This window comes from Microbacterium sp. NPDC089696 (genome assembly GCF_044749125.1).
Taxonomy (GTDB): Bacteria; Actinomycetota; Actinomycetes; order Actinomycetales; family Microbacteriaceae; genus Microbacterium.
Genome location: NZ_JBIVHF010000002.1, coordinates 486,797 through 512,195 on the forward strand (window position 1 = coordinate 486,797; position 25,399 = coordinate 512,195).

The following is a 25,399-nucleotide window of genomic DNA, read 5'->3' on the forward strand; positions in this document are numbered from 1 at the left end:
GGACCGGTTCCGTGCGATCAGCCCTTCGCGGTGACCTCGCCGTCGCTCCACCACAGGACGCGCTTGCGCACGACCGCGAGGAGCACGATCAGCAGGACCCCGAGCAGGCAGAGCAGGGTGATGCTCGCCCAGGTCACGGGGAGGTTGGCCTGGGCGGCCGAGGTCGTCACGAGCGAGCCGAGGCCCGCCTGCTGTCCGGCGGCGACGAACTCGGCGACCGCGGCGCCGACCACGGCGAGGGGCAGCGCGATCCGGAGCCCGGCGAACACGTAGGGCATGCTCCCGGGGAAGCGCAGCTCGCGGAAGATCTCCCACCGCGAGGCGTGCAGAGTCTTGAACACGTCGAGCGCGCGCTGGTCGACGTCGCGGAGTCCGGCGAGGGAGTTCACCAGCATCGGGAAGAACACCACGAGACCCGTGACGATGAACTTCGGGACCATGCCGAAGCCGAACGCCACGACGAGGGCCGGCGCGATCGCGACGATCGGCGTCACCATGACGATGATCACGAGCGGCATCACGGCCCGCTCGATGATCTGGAACTGCGCCATGATGACGGCGAGCGCGAAGCCCGCGAGCATGCCGGCGGACGCGCCGACCACGACCTCGAGCAGCGTCACGAGGAAGTTCGACCAGTACATGCCCGCGTCGTCGACGAGGCTCGCGCCGATCGTCTCGAGCGTGGGGAGCACGTACGGGTTCGTCCAGGCGACGACCTGCCACAGGGTCGCGGCGATCACGAACATGATCAGCGTGGGGAGCCAGGAGCCCCAGCGCAGCCAGGGCGGGATGCCGCCGCGTCGGCGCCGCGCCAGGCGGGCGGTCGCGAGGGTCGCGGTGGTGTCGCGGATGGTCATCTTAGACATGGGCCTTCTCCGTCTGCGCGCGCAGCGCACCGCGTACGACTGCTTCCAGTTCGCGGAACTCGTCCGTGGCGTACGCCTCCTCGGTGCGCGGCCGCGGGAGGTTCACGTCGATCACCTGCGCGATGCGACCGGGGTGCGCCGCCATCACGACGATGCGGTCGGAGAGCATGATCGCCTCCGGCACCGAGTGCGTCACGAACATCACGGCCTTGCGGTTCGACTGCCAGAACTCCAGCAGCGCGATCCTCTGCAGGTCGCGGTTCATCTCGTCGAGAGCCGAGAACGGCTCATCCATGAGCATGATCGCGGGGTCGAACACGAACGCCCGCGCGATGGCCGCGCGCTGCTGCATCCCGCCCGAGAGCTGCCCGGGGTACTTCGTCAGGGCGTGGCCGAGGCCGAACGTCGACAGCAGCTCGGCGGGGTCGCGCAGCGCGCGGTCGCCGTTCGCGCCGCGGTTGATCCGCACGGGGAGCTCGACGTTCTCGCGCACCGTCTTCCACGGCAGCAGAGCGGGCGACTGCGGCACGAGGCCGATCTTCTTGTCGCGCGAGGCCGCGGTGACGCTCTCCCCGTCGATGGTCACGGTGCCGGAGTCGGCGTCGAGGAGCCCGGCGACGACCTTGAGGAGTGTCGACTTGCCGCACCCGCTCGGGCCGATCACGGAGACGAACTCGCCCATCCCGATCGTGAGGCTCACGTCGTCGAGCACCGTGACGCTCGCACCGTCGACGCCGAAGGACTTGGAGACGCCCCGGACCTCGACGCCGGCGCCGTTCGCGGCGGCGGTCACTTCGCGGTCCAGACGAGCGCGTCGCCGTCGTACAGGTCGGCGACGAGATCGGGGTCCATCATGTCGGCGATGGCCGGCAGCTCCTTGACGCCGCCGTACTCCTTCACGATGTCGTACTCGGGCTCCCACATGGCCTCGGTCTGCACGCCCGGCTTGCCGCCGGCGCTGTCGCGGACCCACGCGGACTCGACCTCCCACGTGCGGGCGAGCTGGTCCCGCGGGAACGCCGCGCCCTGGCCGTTGTCCTCGGCGAGGGTCGCGAGCATGTCGATGCACTCCTCGGACTCGTCGAGGCAGAACTGCAGAGCCTTGAGCGTCGCGCGCATGAAGTCGGCGGCGACCTCACGGTGCTCGGAGAGGAACCGCGAGTTGACCTCCATGACGTTGTAGGTGCCCTCGACCCCGAGGTCATCGGGAAGGAACTCGCTGAACGGGAGGTCCTGGGCCTTGAGGGTCTGCGGCTGGTTGGAGGCGTAGCCGACGATCGCGTCGACCTGGTCGCGCACGACGACGGTGGGGTCGTAGTTGGTCATCTTCACCATCTCGACCTTCGAGACGTCCACGTCGGCCTCGTCGAGCATGGCCGAGGCGATCGGCGTGAGGTTGATGAAGTAGCCGAGCGATCCGCCCTCGAGGTCCTTCAGGCTGTCGAGCTTCTCGTTGCCGAAGATGGAGAACGGCGGGGTGGTGCCGTAGGTCGCGACGGCGGTGAGGTTCTTGCTGTTCGCCGCGGCGAGCATGACGTCGGACGCCGAGCCGAGGGCCGTGAACTGCGCCTGCCCGGAGGCGACGAGCTGCTGGCCGTTCGCGCCGGAGGCGTTGATCTCGACGTCGAGGCACAGGTCGTCGAAGTAGCCGAGCTCCTGCGCGAGGAACACGTCGATCTGCCCGGCGCTGGCCGAGTAGCCGTAGCCGGAGATGTAGGTGATGGTGCCGGCGTCCTTGTTGCGCTGGCAGGCGTCGCTGCTGCCTGCGTCGTTCGTGGCGGTGTCGCCGCCCGGCGTCTGCGCGGAACAGGCTCCGAGCGTCAGCGTGGCGGCGAGAACGCACGTCAGGGTGGCAGTGATGCGGAATCGGGTCTCCGCGGGGGAAGTAGCCATGAGGGTCCCTTCTCGGCCGTTCGTCGTTGATGGCTCGTTGAAAGTAACATAGTCAAGATTGACTAAGCAAGAACAAACTAACCAACGGGTCGACGACGACTCTCGCGGCGGAGCACGCGAGAGTCGGCCGAGGGGCGCTCAGTCTCGCGGCGCCGCGGGCGGGAGGAGGTAGTGGCTCACGAACTCCTGGAAGAGCTCGACCATGTCGACGGAATCATCCAGGAGCCACTGGAGCTGGATGCCGTCCATGACCGCGCTGATCAACCGTGCGGCGTGCGCGGGGTCGATGTCGCTGCGCACCTCGCCGGCGACCTGTCCCCGGCGGAGGATGTCCTCGGCCTCGGACGCGCGGTCCCGGTAGCGGGCGGCGAAGTCGGCGTGCGAGGGATGCTCGGGATCGGTCGCCTCGGCCGACACGATCGCGTACAGCGAGGTGAGCCCTCGCGACGTCTGGTTGTGCGCCACGACGCGCGTCGCCTGCTCGAGCAGCGCGTGCTCCGCCGGGTCCCCCGCCGCCGCACGGACCTTCGCGTCGCGCTGATGGAGCACCTCCGCGAAGAGCTCCTCCTTGTCGGCGAAATGATGCAGCAGACCGGCCGGCGTCACGCCGACGCGCTTCGCGATCTCCCGCAGGGATCCACCGCGGAACCCCGTGCGGGAGAACACCGCGAGCGCCTCGTCGACGATCGCCTGACGCCGCGCCTGTCCCGCCGCGTAGGGTCCGCGGCGTCCACGCCCCGCGACCGGCTGCTCGTCCGCATCCATGGCCCGCTCCTGTCCTCCGTCGCGGGCCGACCGGGCGTCAGCCGCCGTGGCCGTGTCCCGCTCCCCACGACGAGCCGAATACCTGCTGCTTCATCGCGGGCCGCAGCGTCTGCTCCATCTCGCGGTCCACGAAGTAGTCCTTGAGTGTATCTTTCGTGAGCTCGTTGCCGATTGCCGCCATGATCATCGACTGGTCGAGCGACAGGTAGCGCTCGGCGATCGTGCCGCTGTGCACCGCGACCGCGTCGTAGAAGCCGCCGGGACCGTAGGCGCCGAGGTCCTGCTCGATGCCCTCGAGGTTGCTGAGCGCGCCCTCGCGATCGTAGGGCAGGGCGAGGAACGCCGCGTGCGGCGTCACCACGCCGTCGCCGAACGCCGGTGCGGGGTTCGTGCCGGTGGAGCACCCGGGGCGGTCGACGTCGACGTCGGTCTGCTCGGCATCCGAGGTGTAGCCGTCCGACCGCATCCCGGCGATGTCGACCCCGTACTCGGCGTAGCCGCCGAACGGGTTGCTGGCGGGCGAGAAGCCCCAGTACCCGTAGCCGGCCTCGTCGAGTCCGTGCGCCTTCTGCACCGCGACGGTGACCGCGTGGTTGGTCTTCCACGACTTCGGTCCCCACTTCGCCTCGGGCACGAGCAGGTCGGGCATGAGCGACTCGAACATGCTGCCGCCCCAACTGGGCACGAACGACATGCCGTCGTACTGGTACGTGCCCTCCCAGACCTCGACGCCGTCGTAGGTGCGGTACTCGCCTTGCGGGAGCTGCTCCTGCCACGCCCAGTCGCACCCCGGGGGCATGGTGCGATGCGTGCCGTACAGGGCGGTCGCGGGGATCTGCCCGTTCGCGATGCCGAGGTAGGTCGCGATGCGGCTCTCGCTCACGGTCGTGTCGTAGTGGTGGCACGTGTAGTACGCGGTCTCGCCCGAGCCGTTGTACATCGGAGCCTCGACGCTGCAGTCCGGCGGCGCCGCGTCCCAGAAGCCGCCGCGGTTCGTGCCGGCGGGCAGACCCGCGGCGCCGGCCGGGTCGAAGAACGCCCCGAAGTCCATGGAGTCGTAGAGGGCATCGGCCTGCTGCGCCAGCGCGGGCTCCGCCTCGCGGACGATGCGCAGGGACGCCGCGAGCCAACCGTTGTCGACCGTGCTGAGGAACGGGTACACGGGATCGCCCGAATCCGGCCAGGTCGTGAGCTTCTCCCCCGTCGTGGGCGAGTACCAGTTGTAGTACATCCCGCTCGCGTCGTTGCGCTCGAGTCCGGCGAGTGTGTCCAGCGTCGTGGCCATGCGGTCCCGCGCCTCGTCCTCGCCGATGATGCCGAGGTCACGCGCGGTGACCGTCGACCACAGGTAGCCGCCGATGTTCGTGGGCGAGGTGTAGGCGCCCGGCGTCTGGAGATCGCCCGTCACGTTGTCCGACGGCAGCCCCGTCGCCTCATCCGTCATCGCGTCGAGGGAGGCCCAGGTGTCGACCGCCCAGCGGTTCAGCTCCTCGGTCCCGGGCTTGCCGCCGCCGTGACCACCGGCGTTGCCTCCGGCTGCAGCCGGTCCGGCGAGTGCCAGTCCTGAGACGACCAGTCCGGCCGTCGCCACCACGCTCATCCATCGCTTCATCGCGTCTCTCCTCATCGAGAACGGCGCCGCCGATCGCAACGCTCCGACTCGCGAAAACCTAACACCTGTTCGGTGTTCGATCAAGACCCTCCCGCGACCAGGTCCTCCCGGCGAGACCCACCGCGCCCGCCGAGACCCACCGCGCGGCACGTCGGCGGCGGTGGGCGTCGGCGGGAACGGTGGGTCTCGACGGACGGGTGGCGCGAGGGGTGCGGAGGCCGGGGTCGGCCGATCACCGAGGGGCGTGCGCCTCGAGGAACTCGTAGACGTCGGTGGAGTCCACTCCGGGGAACGCCCCGGTGGGCAGGGTCGCGAGCAGCGTGCGCGGCGTCTTCACGTTGGGCCAGGACTGCTCGCGCCAGCGCTCCTCCAGCTCGGCGGGCGCCCGACGGCAGCACACCTCGATCGAGTGCCGCGAGACTCCGCGATGCGGGGTGTCCCGCCCGACGAACCATTTCGTGTCGTCGAAGCGCACGCCGACGCTCACGGAGTGCAGCCCCTCGCTCGACGCCTCCACGCGTGCGGTGCACCAGTACGTGCCGTTGCCCGTATCGGTGTACTGGTAGTACGGATTGAAGCGGTCGTCCTCCTCGAACACGACGCGACTCGTCCATCGGCGACAGCACATCTGCCCCTCGATCGCGCCGAGACGATCCGTCGGGAAGTTCACGTCGTCGTTCTCGTACGCCTTCGTGATCGTGCCGGACTCGTGCACCTTGAGGAAGTGGACAGGGATGCCGAGATGCCGGGTCGCGAGGTTCGTGAAGCGGTGCGCGGCGGTCTCGTACGACACCGAGTACGCGTCGCGGAGGTCCTCGATCGAGATCGACCGGCGCGCCTTGGCCTCCTGCAGCGCGGGCACCACGTGCGCCTCGGGCATGAGCAGGGCGCCCGTGAGGTAGTTCGTCTCGACGCGCTGACGCAGGAACTCGGCGTAGCTGCGCGGCTCGGAGTGACCGAGGATGCGGCTCGACAGCGCCTGCAGCACCGCCGTGCGGGCGTCCCCCTTCGCCGGCACCGTGCTCGACAGGTACAGCCGCCCGTTCGCGAGATCCGCGACGCTCCTCGTGGTCTGCGGCAGGTCGGGCGCGTAGTGGAGCGTGAACCCCAGGTACGCCGCGACCTCCGACGCCGTGCGCTGCGTGAGCGGGCCGCCGGGATGCCGGACCGCGGCGAGGATGTCGGATGCCTGGGCCTCGAGCTCGGCGAAGTGGTTGTCCTGCCGCCGCATCAGGTGCCGCAGTTCGACGTTGGCGCGTCGCGCCTCCTCCGGTGTGGCCGCGCGCTCGTCGCGGAGCCGATCGATCTCGCCGTGCAGGGCGAGCAGCGCCTTGAGTGCGTCGGTCGGCACGCTCTTGGCGATTCGGAACGGCTCGATCCCCAGCGCCTGGAACGTCTGGCCCTTCATCGCACGTTCGAGGGCGATCTCGATCGCACTCCGCTCGTCGAGCGGCTCGCCCTCGAGCAGGGCGTCGAGCGTCACGCCGAGCGCACGCGCGATCGCCTGCAGCTGTGTGAGCTTGGGCTCGCGCTTGCCGGTCTCGATCATCGACAGCTGGCTGGGGGCGCGATCGACCGCCGCGGCGAGGTCGTCGAGCGTCATCCCCCGAGCCGTGCGGAGCTGACGGATACGCCGCCCGATCGTGAGGGCGTCGGTCTCTTCTGCACCGGTGGAGGCGTCCATGGCGGCGATTCTGTCACAGAAACAGAATTTCCGTCGATCTTCACACGACGAATGCTCCTTCGAGTCGCCGAACTTCACGGATGGTGGGTACACGCCACCCGGCATCGCCGCCGGCATCCGATGAAGGAGACACCATGTCGAACACCGCCGAGAACCGCACCCCCCGCCCCGCCGGGCTCCGCGCGGGCGACCAGATCCAGACGGCCGCCGAGCTGCAGGAGATCTGGGACACCGACCCGCGGTGGGACGGCGTCGAGCGCACCTACACGGCCGATGACGTCATCCGCATCCGCGGCTCCGTCCGCGAGGACTCCACGCTCGCCCACCGCGGCGCCGAGAACCTCTGGAACCTGCTGCACACCGAGGACTACGTCCGGGCGCTCGGTGCCTACACCGGAGGTCAGGCCGTGCAGCAGGTGCGCGCCGGACTCCGGGCCATCTACCTCTCGGGCTGGCAGGTCGCGGCCGACGGCAACCTCGCCGGACAGACCTACCCCGACCAGTCGCTCTACCCGGCGAACTCGGTGCCCGCGGTCGTGCGGCGCATCAACAACGCGCTGCTCCGCCAGGACCAGCTCGAGCACGCCGAGGGGAACATCACCCAGGACTGGCTCGCACCGATCGTCGCGGACGCCGAGGCCGGGTTCGGCGGTCCGCTCAACGCCTACGAGCTCGCGCAGTCCCTCATCCAGGCGGGCGCCGCCGCGATCCACTGGGAGGACCAGCTCGCCAGCGAGAAGAAGTGCGGGCACCTGGGCGGCAAGGTCCTCGTGCCGACGCAGCAGCACATCCGCACCCTCAACGCCGCGCGCCTCGCGGCCGACGTCGCCGGTGTGCCGACCGTCATCATCGCCCGGACGGATGCTCTCGCCGCCGACCTCCTCACGAGCGACGTCGACGAGCGCGACCAGGAGTTCACGACCGGGGAGCGCACGCCCGAGGGTTTCTACCGCATCCGCCCCGGCATCGAGTCGGTCATCAGCCGGGGCCTCGCCTTCGCCCCCTACGCCGATCTGCTGTGGGTCGAGACCGGCGAGCCCGACATCGAGCTCGCTCGGGAGTTCGCGGCGGCGATCCACGCCGAGTTCCCCGGCAAGATGCTCGCGTACAACTGCTCGCCGAGCTTCAACTGGAAGCGCCACCTCTCGGATGCCGAGATCGCGACGTTCCAGCAGGAGCTGGCCGAGCTCGGCTACCGGTTCCAGTTCATCACCCTGGCCGGGTTCCACGCCCTGAACCACTCCATGTTCGACCTCGCCCGCGGTTACGCCGAGCGCGCCATGAGCGCCTACGTCGAACTGCAGGAGGCCGAGTTCGCCGCCGAAGCCGACGGCTACACCGCCACCAAGCACCAGCGCGAGGCGGGCACCGGCTACTTCGACGTCATCTCGACGGCGCTCAACCCCGACAGCGTCACGCTCGCCCTCGCCGGCTCCACCGAGACCGCGCAGTTCCACTGACCCCCGTTTCGCCTCGTACGTGAAGGACGCAGATCATGAGCACTCCCACCATCACCCAGCAGGGCCCGTCGATCACCGTGACCGGCCCCCTCCGCGAGCGCTACGCCGAGATCCTCACCCCCGAGGCGCTCGCGTTCCTCACCGAGCTGCACCACCGTTTCGCGTCGCGCCGTCACGACCGCCTCGCCGACCGGATGCGCCGCCGCTTCGAGATCGGCAACGGCCACGACCCGCGCTTCCGCGACGACACCCGGCACATCCGCGAGGATGCGTCGTGGCGGGTCGCCGGCGCCGGTCCCGGTCTGGAGGACCGTCGCGTCGAGATCACCGGCCCCACCGATCCGAAGATGACGATCAACGCGCTGAACTCCGGCGCGCGGGTCTGGCTCGCCGACCAGGAGGACGCCACGAGCCCCACCTGGAAGAACGTGATCGAGGGGCAGCTGTCGCTCCGCGATGCGATCCGCGGCGAGCTCTCGTTCACGGGTCCGGCCACGGCCGACGGTCCGGGCAAGGAGTACCGCGTCACCGCCGAGCGCACGCCCACGATCGTGATGCGGCCACGCGGGTGGCACCTGCCCGAGAAGCACCTGGAGTTCGTCGACCGCGCCGGACGTCGCACCGCGGCATCCGGTTCGCTCGTCGACTTCGGGCTGTACTTCCTGCACAACGCGCAGGAGTTGATCGCGAACGGCCGCGGACCGTACTTCTACCTCGCGAAGCTCGAATCGAGCGAGGAGGCGAAGCTGTGGGACGACGTGTTCTCGTTCAGCGAGGAGTACATCGGCATCCCGCACGGCACGATCCGCGCGACCGTGCTGATCGAGACGCTGCCCGCGGCGTTCGAGATGGACGAGATCCTCTACGAGCTGCGCGATCACTGCGCCGGCCTCAACGCCGGGCGCTGGGACTACATCTTCTCGATCATCAAGAACTACCGCGGCCGCGGCGCCCGCTTCGTGCTCCCCGACCGCAGCGAGGTCACCATGACGGTGCCGTTCATGCGGGCGTACACCGAACTGCTCGTGCAGACGTGCCACAAGCGCGGGGCGTATGCCATCGGCGGCATGAGCGCCTTCATCCCCAACCGCCGCAACCCGGAGGTCACCGCACGGGCGATCGAGAAGGTCTCGGCCGACAAGAAGCGCGAGGCCGGCGACGGCTTCGACGGCACCTGGGTCGCGCATCCCGACCTGATCCCGACCGCGCAAGCCGAGTTCGACGCGGTGCTCGGCGACCGACCGAGCCAGGTCGACCGGCAGCGCCCGGAGGTGTCGGTCTCACCGGAGGCTCTCCTCGACCTGCACATCGGCCGTCCGATCACGGCGCAGGGCGTGCGAGACAACGTCTCGGTGGCGATCCGCTACCTCGAGGCGTGGCTGCGGGGGCTGGGCGCCGTGGCGATCGACAACCTCATGGAGGACGCCGCGACCGCCGAGATCAGCCGCTCGCAGGTGTGGCAGTGGATCCACCAGGACCGCACCACCGAAGACGGCACGCCGATCACTGCGGAGTACGTCGAGGGGCTGATCGTCGACGTCCTCGCCCGCGCGACGCGCTCCGCCGGCGACCGCTTCGACGACGCCGCCGAGGTGTTCCGCGAGGTGGCTCTGCAGCCCGAGTTCCCGGCGTTCCTCACGGTCGGGGCGTACTCGCGGTTCCTGGTCGACGAGGCCTGAGCGCAGGCCACGACGGGGCCGGATGCCGATCGCACCCGGCCCCGTCGTCCTGCGCGACCCGTACCCTCCGTTGCGCGGGGCGGGGCCTGCTCGACGTCCGCCGCGACGCCGTCAGGCGCCGGAGCCGTACGCGAGCACATGGTCTCGGACGGGGATAGGGCAGTCGGGCAGATGCGTCTCGAGCAGAAGGGCGAGATGCAGCACGTAGTGCCGCACGCAGAACACCATCGTCTCGGAGGGCGCAGGATCGACGTCTCCCCCGGACATCCCGTGGTCTCCGTGCACCACGCGATGCGTCGGCGTCCGTGTGCAGGCGCTCTCGTACCACTCGCATCCGTGGGGGCGATCGCCGCCACCGTCCTCGACGAGATGCGAGATCTCGTCACCTGTGCGCGCCCGAGCCCTCACCTCGGCGCTCCTGTCTCCAGTGCTGCGGAGAGCGTTCGCTCCACGGTGGCGACCCCCTCGTCGAGTTCCCGCTCGGAGATCGCCTCATCGTCGTCCAGCCAGCGTCCCCAGCAGCGGTCGAACTCGCACCGTCGGCGGTAGTGCCGCTCCCGGTCGACGGACGGCAGGATGCCGATCATCACGGTGGCCCCGTCGTCGCCGACCCCGATGTTGATGTTCGACACCCGCGCCGGGATCGGCAGAGCGAACGCCGTCCCGACGATGCTCAGCGCGAGCCATTCACCGCGCTCGGGCCACCGTCCATCGTCCGTACGGAGTGCGCCCGCGGTCTGCAGACCCTCACTGCTCTGAGCGACATCGGCGTGGAACCCGATCATCGACGTGCCCGACATCCGCAGCGTCACCTGGGGCATGAGCCCACCGTACGGGGCGAGCTGTGCGAAGAGATCGCCGGAGTCCTGGTCGGTGCTCGCCGCGAAGGGGAGCCAGCCCAGCACCTCGTCGTCTTCGATCCCCAGAAGATGCTGCCCGACACGCGGCTCGTCGACGAGCGGGAAGTCGCGAACGGCGAACGCCTCCGCCCGCACCTGCGTACCTGCCAGGACCCGGTCGATCCACGCCTGCAGTTCGCTGAGGGAGCGGAACGTGTCGACCGCGAGCTCCTCCATCCGGAATTCCGACACGCCCTGCTCGCTGCGCTCGATCATGTGCTCGAGGTCTTCGCCTCCCCAGCGGCGACGATCGCGCAGGACGGCGGAGCACGCCGCATCCTGCATGCGGACGGCGTCGTACCAGTCCTGGATCGGAGCAGTCCGCCCGAGCGTTCGCCGGAAGGGATCGAGGAGCGGCTCCGGTGCGCCGGAGCCGGCGCGGTCGAGCACCTCGCAGCGCATCTCGTCGACCGACGGCCGGCCGCCGCCGTCCGACTCGGCGCTCCAGATCCGGACGCGGACGGCGCGCCCCTCGCGGAGTCGCGAGTCGACGTGCCACCCGGCCACGCCGCCGTCGTGGAAAGGCACGAACGCGTCGGGCATCAGCGCCGTCCCATGCAGGGGGAGATCGGGCTGCCGCAGGACGTCGCGGAGGGGCGGGACGCTGGTCACAGCGGTCAGCCTAGCGAGACCGGATCCCGTACCTCCGCTGCGGGCGTAGCCTGAATCCATGACGGACACCTGGACCGGGATCGCTGCGGAGTTCCTGCACCTGTACCCGCGCGGGAAGCGCCTGCTCGCTGTCGCGGGAGCGGATGCCGAGCGCTCGCGCCGTGCGGCCGACGACCTCGCCGCCGCGCTGGTCGCTGCGGGGCATCCCACCGAGCGCGCGCACACCGCCGACGGCGACGACTCCGCGCTGCGTGCCGAGGTGGTCGCCCCGTTCCGCGCCGACGGGCCGGACGGCACCGTGCTCGTCGTCTCCGGCCCCGCGTCGTTGCTGTCCGAGGACACGCGCGGCCTGTGGAACTTCACGCTGTGGCAGCTCGCCGGCGACGAGCAGCCCCACTCGGTCGCCTCGGCACTGGTCGACGTCACCGACCCGGAGCATCCGACCCGTCGCTTCGCCGACTACTGCGCCCTCCCCGCCGCCTTCGGCGCCTGATGACAGCGCACGTGAAAATCTAGATAAATATCTAGATCTGCTACACTCTGCGCATGAAATCCATCTCCGTCGGCGATCTGCGTCAGAATCCGACTGCCGCGCTCGACGCGGTGGCGCACGGTGAGACGTACTCCGTGACGCGACACCGTCGGGAGATCGCGCAACTCGTCCCGCCACGAACGCGCCGCGCGACGACCGCCGCCGATCTACGCCGCGTACTCGCGGGAACGCCCGTGGACGCCGCGTGGGTGCAGGAGATGATGATCGAGCGCTCCGACCTCGATGGCGACCGGAACGCGTGGGAAGGATGATCGCGCTCCTCGATACGAACATCCTCATCGCTTCCGACTCCCCCGGCGAGTCAGCCGCCGATCTCGAGGCATTCGACGACCTGCGCGTGAGTTCCCTCACCTGGGCTGAGCTCGCCAAGGGCCTGCACACGACACAGGACATCCAGATCTTCAAGCAGCGGTCGACGCGACTAGCCGCGCTGCGTGCCGCCTTCGGCGATGGCATCCCGTTCGATGATGACTGCGCCGACGCCTACGACCGAGTACTCGCCCACCTGAGCGCTCAACAGTTGCCGACGCGACCGCACACATTCGACCGGATGCTCGCCGCGACAGCGCTCGCGCACGGGTTCACACTCGTATCGCGCGACAGCGATGCCTTCCGAGGTCTCACGGATCTGGTCTCGGTGATCCGCGCCTGACGGACGTCAGCTCCCCGACGAGCGCGAGCCTCAGCGGAACGAGGCCGCGACCGAGTTGCGGTGGTAGTCGAACACGATGCTCGTGCGGGTCGAGGCGACGCTCGCCTGGGCCGACAGGTGCTCGAGCACGAACTCCCGCATCTCGGAGGAGTCCGCGACGGCGATGTGCAGCAGGAAGTCGTCGTCACCGCCGAGGAAGAACACCTGGATGACCTGCGGCAGCACGCGCACGCGGTCGGCGAACTCCACGATGCTCTCGCGCCGACCGCTGGGTCGCAGTGTGACGCCGATCACGGCCTGCAGGCCGGCGCCCAGCATCCGCTCGTCGACGCTCGCGTGGAAGCCGGTGATCACCCCGCGGTCGACGAGCGCCCGCAGGCGCGCGTGCGCGGTCGACGCGGCGACACCCAGGTGCCCGGCGAGCTCCGCGTTGGTCATGCGTCCGTCGGCGCTGAGCAGCTGCACGATGTGCGCGTCGACGCGGTCGAGCGCCGGCGCCCGAAGACTCTGCGGTTCGGGGGCCTCCGATGACGTCTCCATACGAACGATTATGCAGGTTCACACCATGCGGCGAAGCTTCTTCAGTGATTCTGTCGCTTCGGCGATGTTTCTGCGATTCTGTACGCACGCAGCGACACCAGGAGGATCGATGAAGATCGGCGTGCCCACCGAGGTCAAGAACAACGAGAACCGCACGGCGCTCACCCCCGCCGGAGCCGACCGGCTGGTGCACGAGGGCCATCGCGTCCTCGTCCAGTCGGGAGCCGGAGTCGGCTCGGGCATCTCGGACGACGCCTACCGCGCCGCGGGCGCCGAGATCGTCGCGACGGCCGAGGAGACCTGGGGCGAGGCCGAGCTGCTCATCAAAGTCAAGGAGCCGATCTCGCAGGAGTACGGCTTCCTGCGCCCCGACCTCACGCTGTTCACCTACCTGCACCTCGCCGCCGACCGCGCGCTCACCACCGCCCTCGTCGACGCCGGCACGACCGCGGTGGCGTATGAGACCGTGCAGTTGCCCGACCGCAGCCTCCCCCTCCTCATCCCGATGAGCGAGATCGCCGGGCGCCTGTCCGTCACGATGGGGTCGTACTCCCTGATGCGCTCGGCCGGCGGACGCGGCGTGCTCATGGGAGGCATCGCCGGCGCGCCCCGCGCCCGGACCGTCGTGATCGGCGGCGGTGTCGCCGGTGAGCACGCGGCCGCGAACGCCCTCGGCCTCGGCTCGCAGGTGACCGTGATCGACATCGCGCTGCCGCGTCTGCGCGAACTGGAGCACCGCTACGGCGGCGCCCTCGAGACCCGGGCCTCCAGCCGCTACGACATCGCCGAGGCGCTCACGACCGCCGATCTCGTGATCGGGTCGGTGCTGATCCCCGGAGCCGCGGCCCCCAAGCTCGTGACCGACGAGATGGTCGCCGCGATGAAGCCGGGCTCCGTGCTGGTCGACATCGCGATCGATCAGGGCGGATGCTTCGAGGGCTCGCGTCCCACGACGCACGACGACCCCACGTTCGCGGTGCACGACTCGATCTACTACTGCGTCGCGAACATGCCCGGTGCCGTGCCCGAGACCGCGACGCGCTCGCTCACGAACGCCACGCTCCCGTACGTGTCGGCGATCGCCGGCAAGGGCTGGGAGCGCGCGGCGCTGGACGACCCCGCACTCGCGAAGGGCCTGAACGTGCAGGGCGGACGCATCACGCTGGATGCCGTCGCCCGCGCGCACGGCCTCGCGACCGCCTGACGCTTCGCCAGCGAAAGAACGGCGATTCTTGATGATGACTCACCCGGCACGGCGCAGGGCTTCCCGAGTACGCTCGTAATCGTGACCGAACGCGCTCCCCTCTCCCGCAAACTCTCCGCCATCGCCGAGTCCGCGACCCTGAAGGTCGACGCCAAGGCCAAGGCTCTCAAGGCCGAAGGCAAGGACGTCATCTCCTACGCCGCGGGCGAGCCGGACTTCTCGACGCCGCAGTTCATCGTGGACGCGGCGGCCGAGGCACTGGCCGACCCGGCGAGCTACCGCTACACCCCGGCCGCCGGCCTCCCCGCGCTGCGCGAGGCCGTCGCCGCGAAGACCCTCCGCGACTCGGGTCTCGAGGTCTCCCCTTCGCAGGTCATCGTGACGAACGGCGGCAAGCAGTCGGTGTACCAGGCCTTCCAGGCCGTGGTGAACCCGGGCGACGAGGTGCTGCTGCCGGCGCCGTACTGGACGACGTACCCCGAGGCGATCCGCCTCGCCGACGGCACCCCGGTCGAGGTCTTCGCCGGCGCCGACCAGGACTACAAGGTCACGGTCGAGCAGCTGGAGGCCGCGCGCACCGAGCGCACCACCGTGCTCGTGTTCGTCTCGCCGTCGAACCCCACCGGCTCCGTGTACACCGCCGAGGAGACGAAGGCCATCGGCGAGTGGGCGCTCGAGCACGGGATCTGGGTCATCTCCGACGAGATCTACCAGAACCTCACGTACGAGGGCGCGACCGCGACGTCGATCGTCGCCGCCGTGCCCGAGGTCGCCGGCCAGACCATCCTCGTGAACGGCGTCGCGAAGACCTACGCCATGACGGGCTGGCGCGTGGGCTGGATGGTGGGCCCGTCCGACGCCATCAAGATCGCCGGCAACCTGCAGTCGCATCTGTCGAGCAACGTGAACAACGTGGCGCAGAAGGCCGCGATCGCCGCCCTCAACGGCCCGCAGACCGAGGCCGAGCAGATGCGCGAGGCGTTCGACCGCCGCCGTCGCCTGATCGTGTCGGAGCTCTCGAAGATCGACGGCCTCGTCGTGCCGAACCCGCTCGGCGCGTTCTACGTCTACCCCGACGTGCAGGGCCTCCTCGGCCGCACCTGGGGCGGCGTGACGCCGACGACGTCGCTCGAGCTCGCCGACCTCATCCTCGAGCAGGCCGAGGTCGCCGTGGTCCCCGGCGAGGCCTTCGGCCCCTCGGGCTACATCCGCATGTCGTACGCGCTCGGCGACGACCAGCTGCTCGCGGGCGTGCAGCGCCTGCAGCGCCTGTTCGCCTCCTGAGGCCTCTGCCGATCTCGCCGCACAGTCGCCGACGCCCCACCTGACCGCCCGCACCCCACCGTGCAGGCGTCGCGCAGGTGGGGCGTCGTCGCGCAGGTGGGGCGTCGGCGATCCTCGCGCCACGCCGTGCGCGCTACTCCCCCTGGAAGCCGATCAGCCAGCGGATGCCGTAACGGTCGACGAGCGTGCCGTCGTAGTCGCCCCACGGGCGCTTCTGCAGCGCGTCGATCACACGACCGCCCGCCGACAGCTGGTCGAACCAGCTCGTGAGGGTCGTGGCGTCGGCGGCGCCGAGGAGCGACAGGAACATCCCGCTCATCTGCACCGCGTCGTCATCGGCACCCGCATCCGCTGCCGCGATCGCGACCGGTCCGATGAGCTGCCCGTGCGCGATCGCGTCTCGCGGGCCGTCATGCCTGCCGGCCTGCGCGTAGTCCATGGTGTGCAGTTCGCCGCCGAACACCGACCGGTACAGCTCCAGGGCCTCCGCGGCGTTACCGGGGAACAGCAGGTACGGGATCAGTCCGCTCATCCCGCGAGTGTACGGCGAACCCCCGGCGCGGGCTACAGCTCCACGCCGAGCAGCACGGGCTCGGGCTGCAGCACGAGTCCGAACTCGGCGTGCACGCGGCTCTGGATGAACCGTGCGAGCTCAGAGACCTCCGCCGCGGTCGCGCCGCCGCGGTTCGTGAGCGCGAGAGCGTGCTTGGTCGAGACCGAGGCCCGCGACCGCGGAAGTTTGAAGCCCTTGCGGATGCCCGCCTGCTCGATGAGCCACGCCGCGCTGACCTTGACGTCCGGCGCCTCCGTCTTCGCGACCGGCACGAGACCGTCGTACGACGACAGCGGGATCACGGTGACGGCGTCGAGGTCGGGGGCGACGGGCCACCGCGGGCACTCGGGGGGCAGCGTGCGGGCGACGGCGTCGGTCACGATCGCGTTCTGGAAGAACGAGCCCACGCCGTGCGTGTCGGGGTCGTCCTCGTCGAGCAGCATCCCCTTCGACGCCCGCGTGGCGAGGATGCGCTCGCGCACCCAGGCCAGGGGCACGGGGTCGTCGGAGTCGAGGCCCAGCGCACGACGCAGCTGCTCGCCGCGCACGATCCGCTCGCCCGCGACCAGCAGGTCGACGGTGATCGACAGGATGACGGCTCGGCGCTGCGGCTCGTGTCCGTAGTGGTGCTTGAGCACCGAGGTGCGGAAACCGAGACCCAGGTCGGCGGCGGGGACCGTCGAGACCTCGCCGGTCGACTCGTCGATCAGCTCGACCTCGACCAGGGTCTCCTGGATCTCCTGACCGTAGGCGCCGATGTTCTGCACGGGAGCCGCGCCGACCGTACCCGGGATGCCGCTCATGGCCTCGAGACCCGCGTATCCGTGCTCGACCGCGTGGGCGACGAGCTCGTCCCAGCCGTGTCCGGCCTCGACGCGCAGGCGGATGCGGCCGGAGTGCGGGGAGGGGAGCTCCTGGATGCCGCGCGTGAGGATGCGGACGACCGTCCCCTCGAAGCTCTCGTCGCCGACGAACAGGTTCGACCCGCCGCCCAGGGCCAGCCACTCGTCTCCGCGCGACCACACCTCGGCGAGCGCGTCGACGAGCTCCTCGCGGGTCCGGGCCTCGATCATGCGCTCGGGAGCCCCGCCGGTGCGCAGCGTCGTGAGCGTCGACAGCCGCAGCGGCTGCACCTCGTTCACCGACCCCATCACGCGGCGATGCGCAGCTGCGCCTTGACGAGCACGGTCGTCTCGCCGAACGTGACCTTGAGGTCGATGCGCGTCGCGGTCTCGTCGACCGCCCCGACCGTGGCGAGCACGTGCAGGTCGGCGCCGTTGTCGGGGTCGACGACGACGGGCTTCGTGAACCGCACGCCGTAGTCGAGCACTCGTGCGGCCGGGTCGATGGCCGCGACGACGACCGAGGAGGCGATGCCCATCGTCAGCATCCCGTGCGCGAGCACGCCCGGGAGGCCGACGGCCGCGGCGACGTCGTCGCGGTAGTGGATCGGGTTGAAGTCGCCCGACGCGCCGGCGTAGCGCACGAGCGACTCCCGGGTCAGGTGGACGGTGCGCTCGGCGACCACGTCTCCGACGGCGTACGGCATCACTGTGCTCCCTCTTCCGCGCCGACCAGCAGCACGCTGGTGGCGGTCACGACGTGCGCGCCCTCGGCATCCGTGATCTCGGCCTCACTCGTGATCATGGCGTTGCCGCCCATCATGCGGATGCCGGTGACGCGGAGCTGCCCGACGAGCTCGTCGCCCGCGACGATCGGACGGCTGTAGGCGAAGCGCTGCTCGGCGTGGATCGTCCGGGCGAGCACGATGCCCGAGTCCGGCTCGCCGAGGAGCTGCTGCAGGGTGAGGTCCTGGATGACCATCGCGAACGTGGGCGGCGCCACGACATCGGCGAAGCCTGCGGCGCGTGCGGCCTCGACGTCGGTGTGCTGCGGGGCGTCGGCGAACACGGCTCGCGCGAACTCGCGCACCTTCTCGCGTCCGACGAGGTACGGGGTGGTCGGCGGGAACTCCCGGCCGACGAGATCTTGGTTCACTGCCACCCCTCGATCCTACGTTCTCGCGCGTACGGCTCGGGTGCGGCCGACCGGACGAAAGCCCGGGTCAGGGCTTCTTGCGACCGCGGATCGCCTTCAGCGCCATCTGCACCGCGATGACGACGAGGTATGCCGCGAACAGCATGTTCGCGAGGGCCGGATCGATGATCGTCGCGAGCCAGGCGCCGAGGGCCGTGGTCGTGCACGCCGAGACGCCCACGAACGCCGCGGCGACGAGGTCGACGTTGCGGTTGCGGAGGTTTCCGATGGTCCCCGAGATCGCGGTCGGGATCATCATGAGCATCGAGGTGCCCTTGGCGACGAGGTCGCTCGTGCCGAAGGCGAGCATGAGCACGGGGACGACGACGATCCCGCCGCCGACGCCGATCAGGCCGGCGAGGATGCCGGTGCCGATGCCGACCGCGACGAGGGCGATGCCGCTCAGCAGGGTCAGCTCGAACACGGCGTCGCGCGAGGGGATGACGAGGAACAGGCTCACGATCACGACCAGGAGGAACCCGACGAAGAACCACCGCAGCACGGTCTGCGAGATCCTCGGCAGGAGCCGGGTGCCGATCTGCGCGCCGACCACGGAGCCCGCGGCGAGGATGAGCGCGGGGATCCACGCCACCGAGCCGTGGATCGCGTAGGAGATGACGCCCACGGTCGCGGTCGGGACGATCGCGGCGAGCGAGGTGCCCGCGCCGAGGCGCTGGTTGAAGTGCAGGAACAGCACGAGCAGCGGGACGATCACGGTGCCGCCGCCGACGCCGAACAGGCCGGAGAGGAGGCCCGCGACCAGGCCGATCACGATGAAGGATGCGTAGGCACGAGGCCCTCGGGTCAGGGTCTCGGCGTCGCTCACCGGATCAGCCTACTCCCGCAGGCCTCCTCTGCTCGCGCTCGTGTACGTCGGGGTCAGACCTCCGAGTCGCTCTTGATCGGCACGGCGATCGACTCGGTGAGGGCCTGCTCGTAGCGGCGCTGGCGGCGGCGCAGCCACAGCCCGCCGACGATCAGCAGCGCCAGCACCGCGTAGGCCACGGCCGCGAACGGCTGCGCCACGAGCGTCGTGAGATCGCCCTGGCTGAGCTGCAGGGCACGACGCAACTGCGCCTCGCCCATCGGTCCGAGGATCATGCCCACCACGAGCGGTGCGACCGGCACGCCGAACCGCCGCATGAAGTAGCCCAGCACGCCGATGACGAGCAGCAGCAGGATGTCGACGACCGAGTAGTTCAGCGCGTAGGCGCCGAAGGCAGCGAACAGCAGGATGCCGGCGTAGAGGTACGGCCGTGGGATCTGCAGGAGCTTGACCCACATGCCCACGAGCGGCAGGTTCAGCACCAGCAGGATGATGTTGCCGATGTAGAGGCTCGCGACCAGCGCCCACACGAGGTTCGACTGGCTCGTGAAGAGCATCGGTCCCGGCTGGAGCCCGTACGACTGGAACGCCGTGAGGATGATCGCGGCGGTCGCGGTCGTGGGGAGGCCCAGGGTGAGCAGCGGCACGAGCACGCCCGCCGCCGCCGCATTGTTCGCGGACTCGGGCCCTGCGACGCCCTCGATCGCCCCGTGGCCGAACTCGGACTTGTGGCGGGAGAGCTTCCGCTCCGTGGCGTACGAGAGGAACGTCGCGACGTCGGCGCCTCCCGCGGGGATCGTGCCGATCGGGAAGCCGATCGCCGTCCCTCGCAGCCACGGCTTCCACGAGCGCTTCCAGTCCTCCCGGGTCATCCAGCTGCGCCACCCCTTCGTCACGGGGATCACGTCGATCGAGCCGTGCCGCAACCGTGCCGCGATGTAGAGGGTCTCCCCCACCGCGAACAGTCCCACCGCGACGAGCACGATGTCGATGCCGTCGGCGAGGGGAAGCAGCCCGAGCGTGTAGCGCTGCTGACCGGAGAGCTGGTCGGTGCCGATCAGTCCGAGGAACAGTCCGAGGCCGAGCGACAGCAGGCCGCGCGGCACGGACGAGCCCATGAGCGCGCCGACCGTGATGAAGGCGACCACGATCAGCGCCACGTAGTCGGCGGGGCCGAGGTTCACGGCGAACTGCGCGAGCACCGGCGCGAGCAGCGTGAGGCCGATCGTGGCGATCGTGCCGGCGACGAACGACCCGAGGGCGGCGGTCGCGAGCGCGGCTGCTCCTCGGCCGATCTTCGCCATCTTGTTGCCCTCGATCGCCGTGACGATCGAGGCCGACTCCCCCGGTGTGTTCAACAGGATGCTGGTGGTCGAGCCCCCGTACATCCCGCCGTAGTAGATGCCGGCGAACGTGATGAGTGCCGCCGCGGGATCGAGCGTGTAGGTCAGCGGCAGCAGCAGGGCGACCGTCATGGCCGGCCCGATGCCGGGGAGCACGCCCACGGCGGTGCCGATCAGCACGCCGAGGAACGCGAACACGAGGTACTGCGGCTGGAGCGCCGTCGCGAAGCCCTCGAGGAGCAGGGACCAGGAGTCCATCAGAACATCCTCCCCAGCCATCCGAGCGCCGGTCCCCACGGGAGCGAGAGCCCGAGCAGACCGCCGAACACGATCTGCACGACGAGAGCGAGCACGACGCCGATCAGCAGCGCCATCCACCAGCGCTTCGCACCGAGCGACCAGGCGACGCCGCCGAACAGGATCGCCGCGGCCGGAGCCCAGCCGATCGCCTCGATGAGGAGCAGGTGCGCGACGAGGAACGCGACGATCTTCAGGAGCGTGATCCAGTCGGTCGGGAGGGACTGGTCGACGTCCTCCCCGTCCTCGGGCACGCCGCGCTGCCCTCGGAGTACGCCGACGAGCACGACGACGGCGGAGCCGAGCAGCAGCACCGCCACGAAGATCGGGAAGACGGTCGGCCCCACCTGGGACCCGACCGGGACGTGGATCGCGAAGACGCCGACGAGCGCGAAGACGCCGAGGGCGACCATGACGAGGGCGAACGCGAGCTCGCCGACCGGGAGTGATCCGACGACACGTGCGGACCGGCGTTCGCCGGTCCGCACGTCGCCGGGCCCGGAGGACCCGATCGTCATGTCAGCTCACCAGACCGATGTTCTTCAGGGTCGCGGTGACCTCCTCGATGTTCCCGGTGAGGAACTCGTCGAAGTCCGCACCGGTGAGGAATGCATCCGCCCAGCCCTTGGTCTCGAGCTCGTCCGTCCACGCCTGCGACTCGTGCAGTTCGGTCACGATCCGCACGAGCTCGTCCTTCTCCGCATCCGAGATCCCACCGGGCGCGATCACGCCGCGCCAGTTCGTGAGCACGACGTCGTAGCCGGATTCGGTGATGGTCGGGACGTCCGCGAGCTGCGCGACCGGCTCCTCGGACGACACCGCGAGCGCGCGCATCGTGCCGGCCTCGATGTGCTGCAGGAACTCCCCGACGCCGGAGATGCCCGCCGCGACCTTGTCGCCGAGGATCAGCGACGTGGCCTCGCCGCCGCCCGAGTTGGGCGTGTAGTTGAGCTTCTCGGCGATCTCGGCGCCGTCGAGACCGGCCTCCTCGAGCATGAGACCGGCGAGGATGTGGTCGGCTCCCCCGGCCGAGCCTCCGGTGATCGTGACGGCCTGGCCCTTGTCGACGACGTCCTCCACGAGGTCCTCGAGGGTGTCGTACTTCGAGTCCGCGGGGACGACGACCACGAGAGGCTCGTCCGTGAGCCGTGCGATCGGCGTCGTGTCCTCCAGGCGCACGGCCGAGGCGTTCGTCTCGATCGCGCCGACCATCACGAGGCCCATGACCATGAGGGTGTTGGCGTCCTTCTCGTTCGCGAGCTGCGCGAGGCCGACCGTTCCGCCGGCGCCGCCCACGTTCGTGACGGGCGCCGAGCTCACGACGCCCTCCTCCGTGAGCAGCTGCGAGAGGGCGCGGCCGGTCTGGTCCCATCCGCCGCCGGGGTCGGCCGGGACGACGATGTCGACGTCGGAGATCGAGACGTCCTCGCCGCCTCCGGCGTCCCCTCCCGCCCCTGCATCGCCTCCGCCACCCGCGCAGGATGTGAGGACGAGGGCCGTTGCAGCGGCCAGGGCGACCGCGGCTCCGATACGAGATGTGTTCATGTGCGCTCCTCCTTGAGCGTTCGAATGCTGTGCGTCCACCCTGGGATCGCGCACCGGTCGGCTCAAGCTTCGGAAACCATTGGTCGCGTTCCGAAACTATTGGTCGCGAACGGTCGGATGACGCGCTCGCGGCGTGCGGGGAGTGCGAGGACAATGGTCGAGTGGCCTCGAAGATGACGCTCCGGATGCAGCTGCTCGCGCTGCAGGCGCTGATCGTGTTCCTGGTGACCCTCGCCACGGGCATCGTGGCCGGAGCGTCGCAGGAGCAGGCGCTGCGCGAGTCCTACAAGGACAGGATGCAGGCCGTCGCGCAGTCGATCGCCAACCTCCCCACGGTGCGCGACGCGTTCGACGACGCAGACCCGTCCTCGGTCATCCAGCCCATCGCCGAGGTGATCCGCGAGGCGTCCGACCTCGCCTACGTGGTCGTGGCGAACGATCAGGGCATCCGCTACTCGCACCCGAACCCCGACCGCATCGGCGAGAAGGTCTCCACCGATCCCTCCGTCCCGCTCTCCGGAGCCGTGTACGTGGGCACGCAGACGGGCACGCTGGGCACGTCCTGGCGGGTCAAGGTGCCGATCCGCGACGACGCCGGCACCGTGATCGGTACGGCCTCCGTCGGCATCCTCGAGTCCGAGCTGAACGACGAGTTCATGGCGAACCTCGCGTGGCTCATCTCGGCCATGCTCGCGGCCGCGGTGCTCGGCGTGTTCGGCTCTGCCTGGGTGACCTCGGTCATCCGTCGACGCATCTACCGGCTGGAGCCGCATCAGATCGCCGCGCTCGTGAAGAACCAGGAGACCACGCTGCACCGTCTCAGCGAGGGCGTCATCACGGTCAACGGCGCCGGCCGCATCACCCTCGCGAACGATGCCGCGGCCCGTCTCCTCGAGAGGGACGCCGGCGAGCTCGACGCCGCCGCCGCCGAGGACGTGCTCGACGCCGAGCTCCTTGCCGTGCTGCGCGAGGGCGAGGATGCGGGGCGTCCGGTGATCCTCGGCTCGCACGTGCTGGTGGCTCGCAGCACCGGGAGCGTCGTGGACGGCGCCGGCGTGGAGGCCACCCTCCTGCTCCGGGACCACACCGAGCTCCACGACGTGGTCCAGCGCGTCGAGGCGGCCGACGCGATCATCGCCTTCCGCCAGAGGTTCGGCCTGCCGAAGGGCCTGAGCCCCGAGACGCTCGACCGCGTCGCCGCAGCGCTCGGCGCGCGACCGGACGCTTCCGCCACCGAGATCGGCGACGATCTGCAGATGTCCCGCGTGAGCGCGCGGCGCTACCTCGAGCACCTCGCGAGCACCGGACGCGCGCTGCGCTCGCTCGACTATTCGACCAAGGGCCGCCCGGGGACGCGCTACCGCGAGACCGGCGTCTGAGAACCTGCGAGTCTCGCAGGAACCGCTGGGACCGAGTGCCCGGTCATGCGACACTGGATCGCAACAGACGACGCCGTCGCCGACCCGGATCGAAGGAGATCTCATGGTTCGCAGCACCTATCCCGACGTCGAGGTCCCCGAGGTCTCGATCCACGACTTCCTGTTCGGCGACATCGATCCGACGCGGCTCGATGCGGTCGCACTCGTCGACTGCACGAGCGGAGCCACGACGACCTACCGTCAGCTCATCGGACAGATCGACCGCTTCGCCGGCGCCCTGGCCGCGCGGGGCGTCGGGGTCGGCACGGTGGTCGGCGTCCTCTGCCCGAACGTGCCGGCCTTCGCGACGGTGCTGCACGGCATCCTCCGCGCGGGCGCGACGGCCACGACGATCAACTCGTTGTACACGCCGGAGGAGATCGCGAACCAGCTGACGGATGCGGGAGCGACCTGGCTCGTGACGGTCTCTCCCCTGCTCCCCGGAGCGCTGGCCGCCGCCGAGAGCCTCGGCTTCGACGCCTCGCACGTCATCGTGCTCGACGGCGCGGACGGGCACCCCTCGCTCGGCGCGCTCCTCGCCGAGGGCCGCGGGGCCCCCGACGTCTCGTTCGACCCGGCGACGCACATCGCCGTGCTCCCCTACTCGTCCGGCACGACCGGTCGCCCCAAGGGCGTCATGCTGACGCACCGCAACCTCGTCGCGAACGTCAGCCAGTGCCGCTCGACGATCTCGCTCGCCGACGACGACCGCGTCCTGGCCGTGCTCCCCTTCTTCCACATCTACGGCCTGACCGTGCTGCTGAACTTCGCCCTGCGACAGCGCTCCGCGCTCGTCACGATGCCGAAGTTCGACCTCACCGAGTTCCTCCGCGTCGTGCAGGATCATCGGACCAGCTGGATCTTCATCGCCCCGCCCATCGCGGTCGCCCTCGCCAAGCATCCGCTCGTGGACCAGTACGACCTGTCGGCGATCAAGGTCGTGTTCTCGGGGGCCGCTCCGCTCGACGGCGCCCTCGCGTCCGCGGTCGCCGAACGACTGGACTGCACGGTCTGTCAGGGCTATGGCATGACCGAGACCAGTCCGGTCACCCACGCGATCCCCTACGACCGCGACGACATCGACCGGTCCACGGTCGGGATGCTGCTCGCGAACACGGAGGCGCGGCTCGTCGGCGAGGACGGCGGTGACGTCGACGTGCCGACGGAGGGTGCCAGCGATCCGGGCGAGCTGCTGATCCGCGGACCCCAGGTCATGGCCGGTTACCTGAACCGCCCCGACGCGACGGCCGAGATGCTCGACGCCGACGGCTGGCTGCACACCGGCGACGTGGCGACCGTCACGGCCGACGGCGTGTTCCGGATCGTCGACCGACTGAAGGAGCTCATCAAGTACAAGGGCTACCAGGTGGCGCCGGCCGTGCTCGAGGCCGTGCTGCTCGAGCATCCGTCCATCGCCGACGCCGCAGTGATCGGCGCCCTCGACGACGACGGGCAGGAGGTGCCCAAGGCGTTCGTCGTCGTGCAGCCGGGAGCCGAGCTCGATGCGGAGGCCGTCATGACCCACGTCGCGGCTCACGTCGCTCCGCACGAGAAGGTGCGGCAGGTCGAGTTCATCGACGTGATCCCGAAGTCCGCCTCGGGCAAGATCCTCCGCAAGGACCTCCGCGCCCGCTGAGACGCGCCGTGCGACGGTTCCGGTCGCACTTGGTGCCGTCG

General features: G+C 70.0%; 26 protein-coding genes. 9 read left to right on the plus strand and 17 right to left on the minus strand.

What is annotated here, in order from left to right; translation table 11 throughout:
• Positions 1-17: 17 nt before the first annotated feature.
• From ACIPY8_RS12680 to ACIPY8_RS12705, 6 genes are all read right to left on the minus strand, one after another.
• Positions 18-866 carry an ABC transporter permease gene (locus ACIPY8_RS12680; RefSeq protein WP_400818682.1) on the minus strand — a complete coding sequence of 283 codons (849 nt, stop codon included), beginning with the start codon at positions 864-866 and terminating at the stop codon, positions 18-20.
• Positions 859-1,659, minus strand: a complete 801-nt coding sequence (locus tag ACIPY8_RS12685; protein WP_400818684.1) for an ABC transporter ATP-binding protein — start codon at positions 1,657-1,659, stop codon at positions 859-861. The genes ACIPY8_RS12680 and ACIPY8_RS12685 overlap by 8 nt, the downstream gene beginning before the upstream one ends.
• Positions 1,656-2,759: an ABC transporter substrate-binding protein gene (locus ACIPY8_RS12690; protein WP_400818686.1), complete on the minus strand. Its 1,104-nt coding sequence runs from the start codon at positions 2,757-2,759 to the stop codon at positions 1,656-1,658. Before ACIPY8_RS12690 ends, ACIPY8_RS12685 begins: the two co-directional genes overlap by 4 nt.
• Positions 2,760-2,897: 138 nt before the next feature.
• Positions 2,898-3,524, minus strand: coding sequence for a TetR/AcrR family transcriptional regulator (locus ACIPY8_RS12695; RefSeq protein ID WP_400818688.1), 627 nt, complete (start codon positions 3,522-3,524; stop codon positions 2,898-2,900).
• Between the two features lie 37 nt (positions 3,525-3,561).
• Complete coding sequence (locus ACIPY8_RS12700; RefSeq protein ID WP_400818690.1) at positions 3,562-5,136, minus strand: glucoamylase family protein; 1,575 nt, start codon at positions 5,134-5,136, stop codon at positions 3,562-3,564.
• 232 nt (positions 5,137-5,368) lie between these two features.
• Complete coding sequence (locus ACIPY8_RS12705) at positions 5,369-6,820, minus strand: helix-turn-helix domain-containing protein (RefSeq protein WP_400818692.1); 1,452 nt, start codon at positions 6,818-6,820, stop codon at positions 5,369-5,371.
• Positions 6,821-6,954: 134 nt separating this feature from the next.
• On the opposite strand from ACIPY8_RS12705, the gene aceA reads away from it, so the two are divergent.
• Together aceA and aceB are read left to right on the plus strand one after the other, a co-directional pair.
• Complete coding sequence (aceA, locus tag ACIPY8_RS12710; RefSeq protein WP_400818694.1) at positions 6,955-8,280, plus strand: isocitrate lyase; 1,326 nt, start codon at positions 6,955-6,957, stop codon at positions 8,278-8,280.
• Positions 8,281-8,315: 35 nt separating this feature from the next.
• On the plus strand, positions 8,316-9,959 hold the full coding sequence (gene aceB / locus ACIPY8_RS12715) for a malate synthase A (RefSeq protein ID WP_400818697.1): 1,644 nt from the start codon (positions 8,316-8,318) through the stop codon (positions 9,957-9,959).
• A gap of 111 nt (positions 9,960-10,070) precedes the next feature.
• On the opposite strand, the gene ACIPY8_RS12720 is transcribed toward aceB, so the two are convergent.
• Positions 10,071-10,226: a hypothetical protein gene (locus ACIPY8_RS12720; protein ID WP_400818699.1), complete on the minus strand. Its 156-nt coding sequence runs from the start codon at positions 10,224-10,226 to the stop codon at positions 10,071-10,073.
• A gap of 137 nt (positions 10,227-10,363) precedes the next feature.
• Positions 10,364-11,470, minus strand: coding sequence for a hypothetical protein (locus tag ACIPY8_RS12725; RefSeq protein WP_400818701.1), 1,107 nt, complete (start codon positions 11,468-11,470; stop codon positions 10,364-10,366).
• A 58-nt stretch (positions 11,471-11,528) separates the two neighbouring features.
• Between ACIPY8_RS12725 and ACIPY8_RS12730 the strand changes: the two genes are divergently transcribed.
• From ACIPY8_RS12730 to ACIPY8_RS12740, 3 genes are read left to right on the plus strand one after another with little or no spacing between them, the layout of a single operon-like run.
• Entirely contained in the window at positions 11,529-11,963 is a 435-nt protein-coding gene (locus ACIPY8_RS12730; protein WP_400818704.1) for a hypothetical protein, read from the plus strand.
• Positions 11,964-12,016: 53 nt separating this feature from the next.
• Positions 12,017-12,274, plus strand: coding sequence for a type II toxin-antitoxin system Phd/YefM family antitoxin (locus ACIPY8_RS12735; protein WP_400818706.1), 258 nt, complete (start codon positions 12,017-12,019; stop codon positions 12,272-12,274).
• Complete coding sequence (locus ACIPY8_RS12740; protein WP_400818707.1) at positions 12,271-12,675, plus strand: PIN domain-containing protein; 405 nt, start codon at positions 12,271-12,273, stop codon at positions 12,673-12,675. Before ACIPY8_RS12735 ends, ACIPY8_RS12740 begins: the two co-directional genes overlap by 4 nt.
• Positions 12,676-12,705: 30 nt before the next feature.
• Here ACIPY8_RS12740 and ACIPY8_RS12745 read toward each other — a convergent pair whose 3' ends face one another.
• Positions 12,706-13,215: an Lrp/AsnC family transcriptional regulator gene (locus ACIPY8_RS12745; protein WP_400818709.1), complete on the minus strand. Its 510-nt coding sequence runs from the start codon at positions 13,213-13,215 to the stop codon at positions 12,706-12,708.
• A 109-nt stretch (positions 13,216-13,324) separates the two neighbouring features.
• On the opposite strand from ACIPY8_RS12745, the gene ald reads away from it, so the two are divergent.
• Positions 13,325-14,419, plus strand: a complete 1,095-nt coding sequence (gene ald / locus ACIPY8_RS12750) for an alanine dehydrogenase (RefSeq protein WP_400818711.1) — start codon at positions 13,325-13,327, stop codon at positions 14,417-14,419.
• A gap of 81 nt (positions 14,420-14,500) precedes the next feature.
• On the plus strand, positions 14,501-15,703 hold the full coding sequence (locus tag ACIPY8_RS12755) for a pyridoxal phosphate-dependent aminotransferase (protein WP_400818714.1): 1,203 nt from the start codon (positions 14,501-14,503) through the stop codon (positions 15,701-15,703).
• Positions 15,704-15,836: 133 nt separating this feature from the next.
• Here the strand turns inward: ACIPY8_RS12755 and ACIPY8_RS12760 are convergent, their stop codons facing one another.
• The 8 genes from ACIPY8_RS12760 to ACIPY8_RS12795 all read right to left on the minus strand — a co-directional run bounded on the left by ACIPY8_RS12760 (position 15,837) and on the right by ACIPY8_RS12795 (position 22,304).
• Positions 15,837-16,235: a VOC family protein gene (locus tag ACIPY8_RS12760; protein WP_400818716.1), complete on the minus strand. Its 399-nt coding sequence runs from the start codon at positions 16,233-16,235 to the stop codon at positions 15,837-15,839.
• Positions 16,236-16,267: 32 nt separating this feature from the next.
• Positions 16,268-17,398, minus strand: coding sequence for a UDP-N-acetylmuramate dehydrogenase (locus ACIPY8_RS12765; protein ID WP_400818718.1), 1,131 nt, complete (start codon positions 17,396-17,398; stop codon positions 16,268-16,270).
• Positions 17,399-17,406: 8 nt separating this feature from the next.
• Complete coding sequence (locus tag ACIPY8_RS12770) at positions 17,407-17,805, minus strand: MaoC/PaaZ C-terminal domain-containing protein (RefSeq protein WP_400818720.1); 399 nt, start codon at positions 17,803-17,805, stop codon at positions 17,407-17,409.
• On the minus strand, positions 17,805-18,260 hold the full coding sequence (locus ACIPY8_RS12775; RefSeq protein WP_400818722.1) for a MaoC family dehydratase N-terminal domain-containing protein: 456 nt from the start codon (positions 18,258-18,260) through the stop codon (positions 17,805-17,807). Before ACIPY8_RS12775 ends, ACIPY8_RS12770 begins: the two co-directional genes overlap by 1 nt.
• A gap of 61 nt (positions 18,261-18,321) precedes the next feature.
• Positions 18,322-19,119: a sulfite exporter TauE/SafE family protein gene (locus tag ACIPY8_RS12780; protein ID WP_400818725.1), complete on the minus strand. Its 798-nt coding sequence runs from the start codon at positions 19,117-19,119 to the stop codon at positions 18,322-18,324.
• 53 nt (positions 19,120-19,172) lie between these two features.
• The gene (locus ACIPY8_RS12785) at positions 19,173-20,720 is read right to left on the minus strand and encodes a tripartite tricarboxylate transporter permease (RefSeq protein WP_400818728.1); all 1,548 of its coding nucleotides are present in this window, start codon (positions 20,718-20,720) and stop codon (positions 19,173-19,175) included.
• Positions 20,720-21,277, minus strand: a complete 558-nt coding sequence (locus ACIPY8_RS12790; RefSeq protein WP_400818730.1) for a tripartite tricarboxylate transporter TctB family protein — start codon at positions 21,275-21,277, stop codon at positions 20,720-20,722. The genes ACIPY8_RS12785 and ACIPY8_RS12790 overlap by 1 nt, the downstream gene beginning before the upstream one ends.
• A gap of 1 nt (position 21,278) precedes the next feature.
• On the minus strand, positions 21,279-22,304 hold the full coding sequence (locus ACIPY8_RS12795) for a Bug family tripartite tricarboxylate transporter substrate binding protein (RefSeq protein WP_400818732.1): 1,026 nt from the start codon (positions 22,302-22,304) through the stop codon (positions 21,279-21,281).
• Positions 22,305-22,465: 161 nt separating this feature from the next.
• Between ACIPY8_RS12795 and ACIPY8_RS12800 the strand changes: the two genes are divergently transcribed.
• Positions 22,466-23,683 carry a hypothetical protein gene (locus ACIPY8_RS12800; protein ID WP_400818734.1) on the plus strand — a complete coding sequence of 406 codons (1,218 nt, stop codon included), beginning with the start codon at positions 22,466-22,468 and terminating at the stop codon, positions 23,681-23,683.
• 103 nt (positions 23,684-23,786) lie between these two features.
• Positions 23,787-25,358 (plus strand): AMP-binding protein, encoded by a 1,572-nt coding sequence (locus ACIPY8_RS12805; RefSeq protein ID WP_400818736.1) that lies wholly within the window; start codon positions 23,787-23,789, stop codon positions 25,356-25,358.
• Positions 25,359-25,399: the final 41 nt, after the last annotated feature.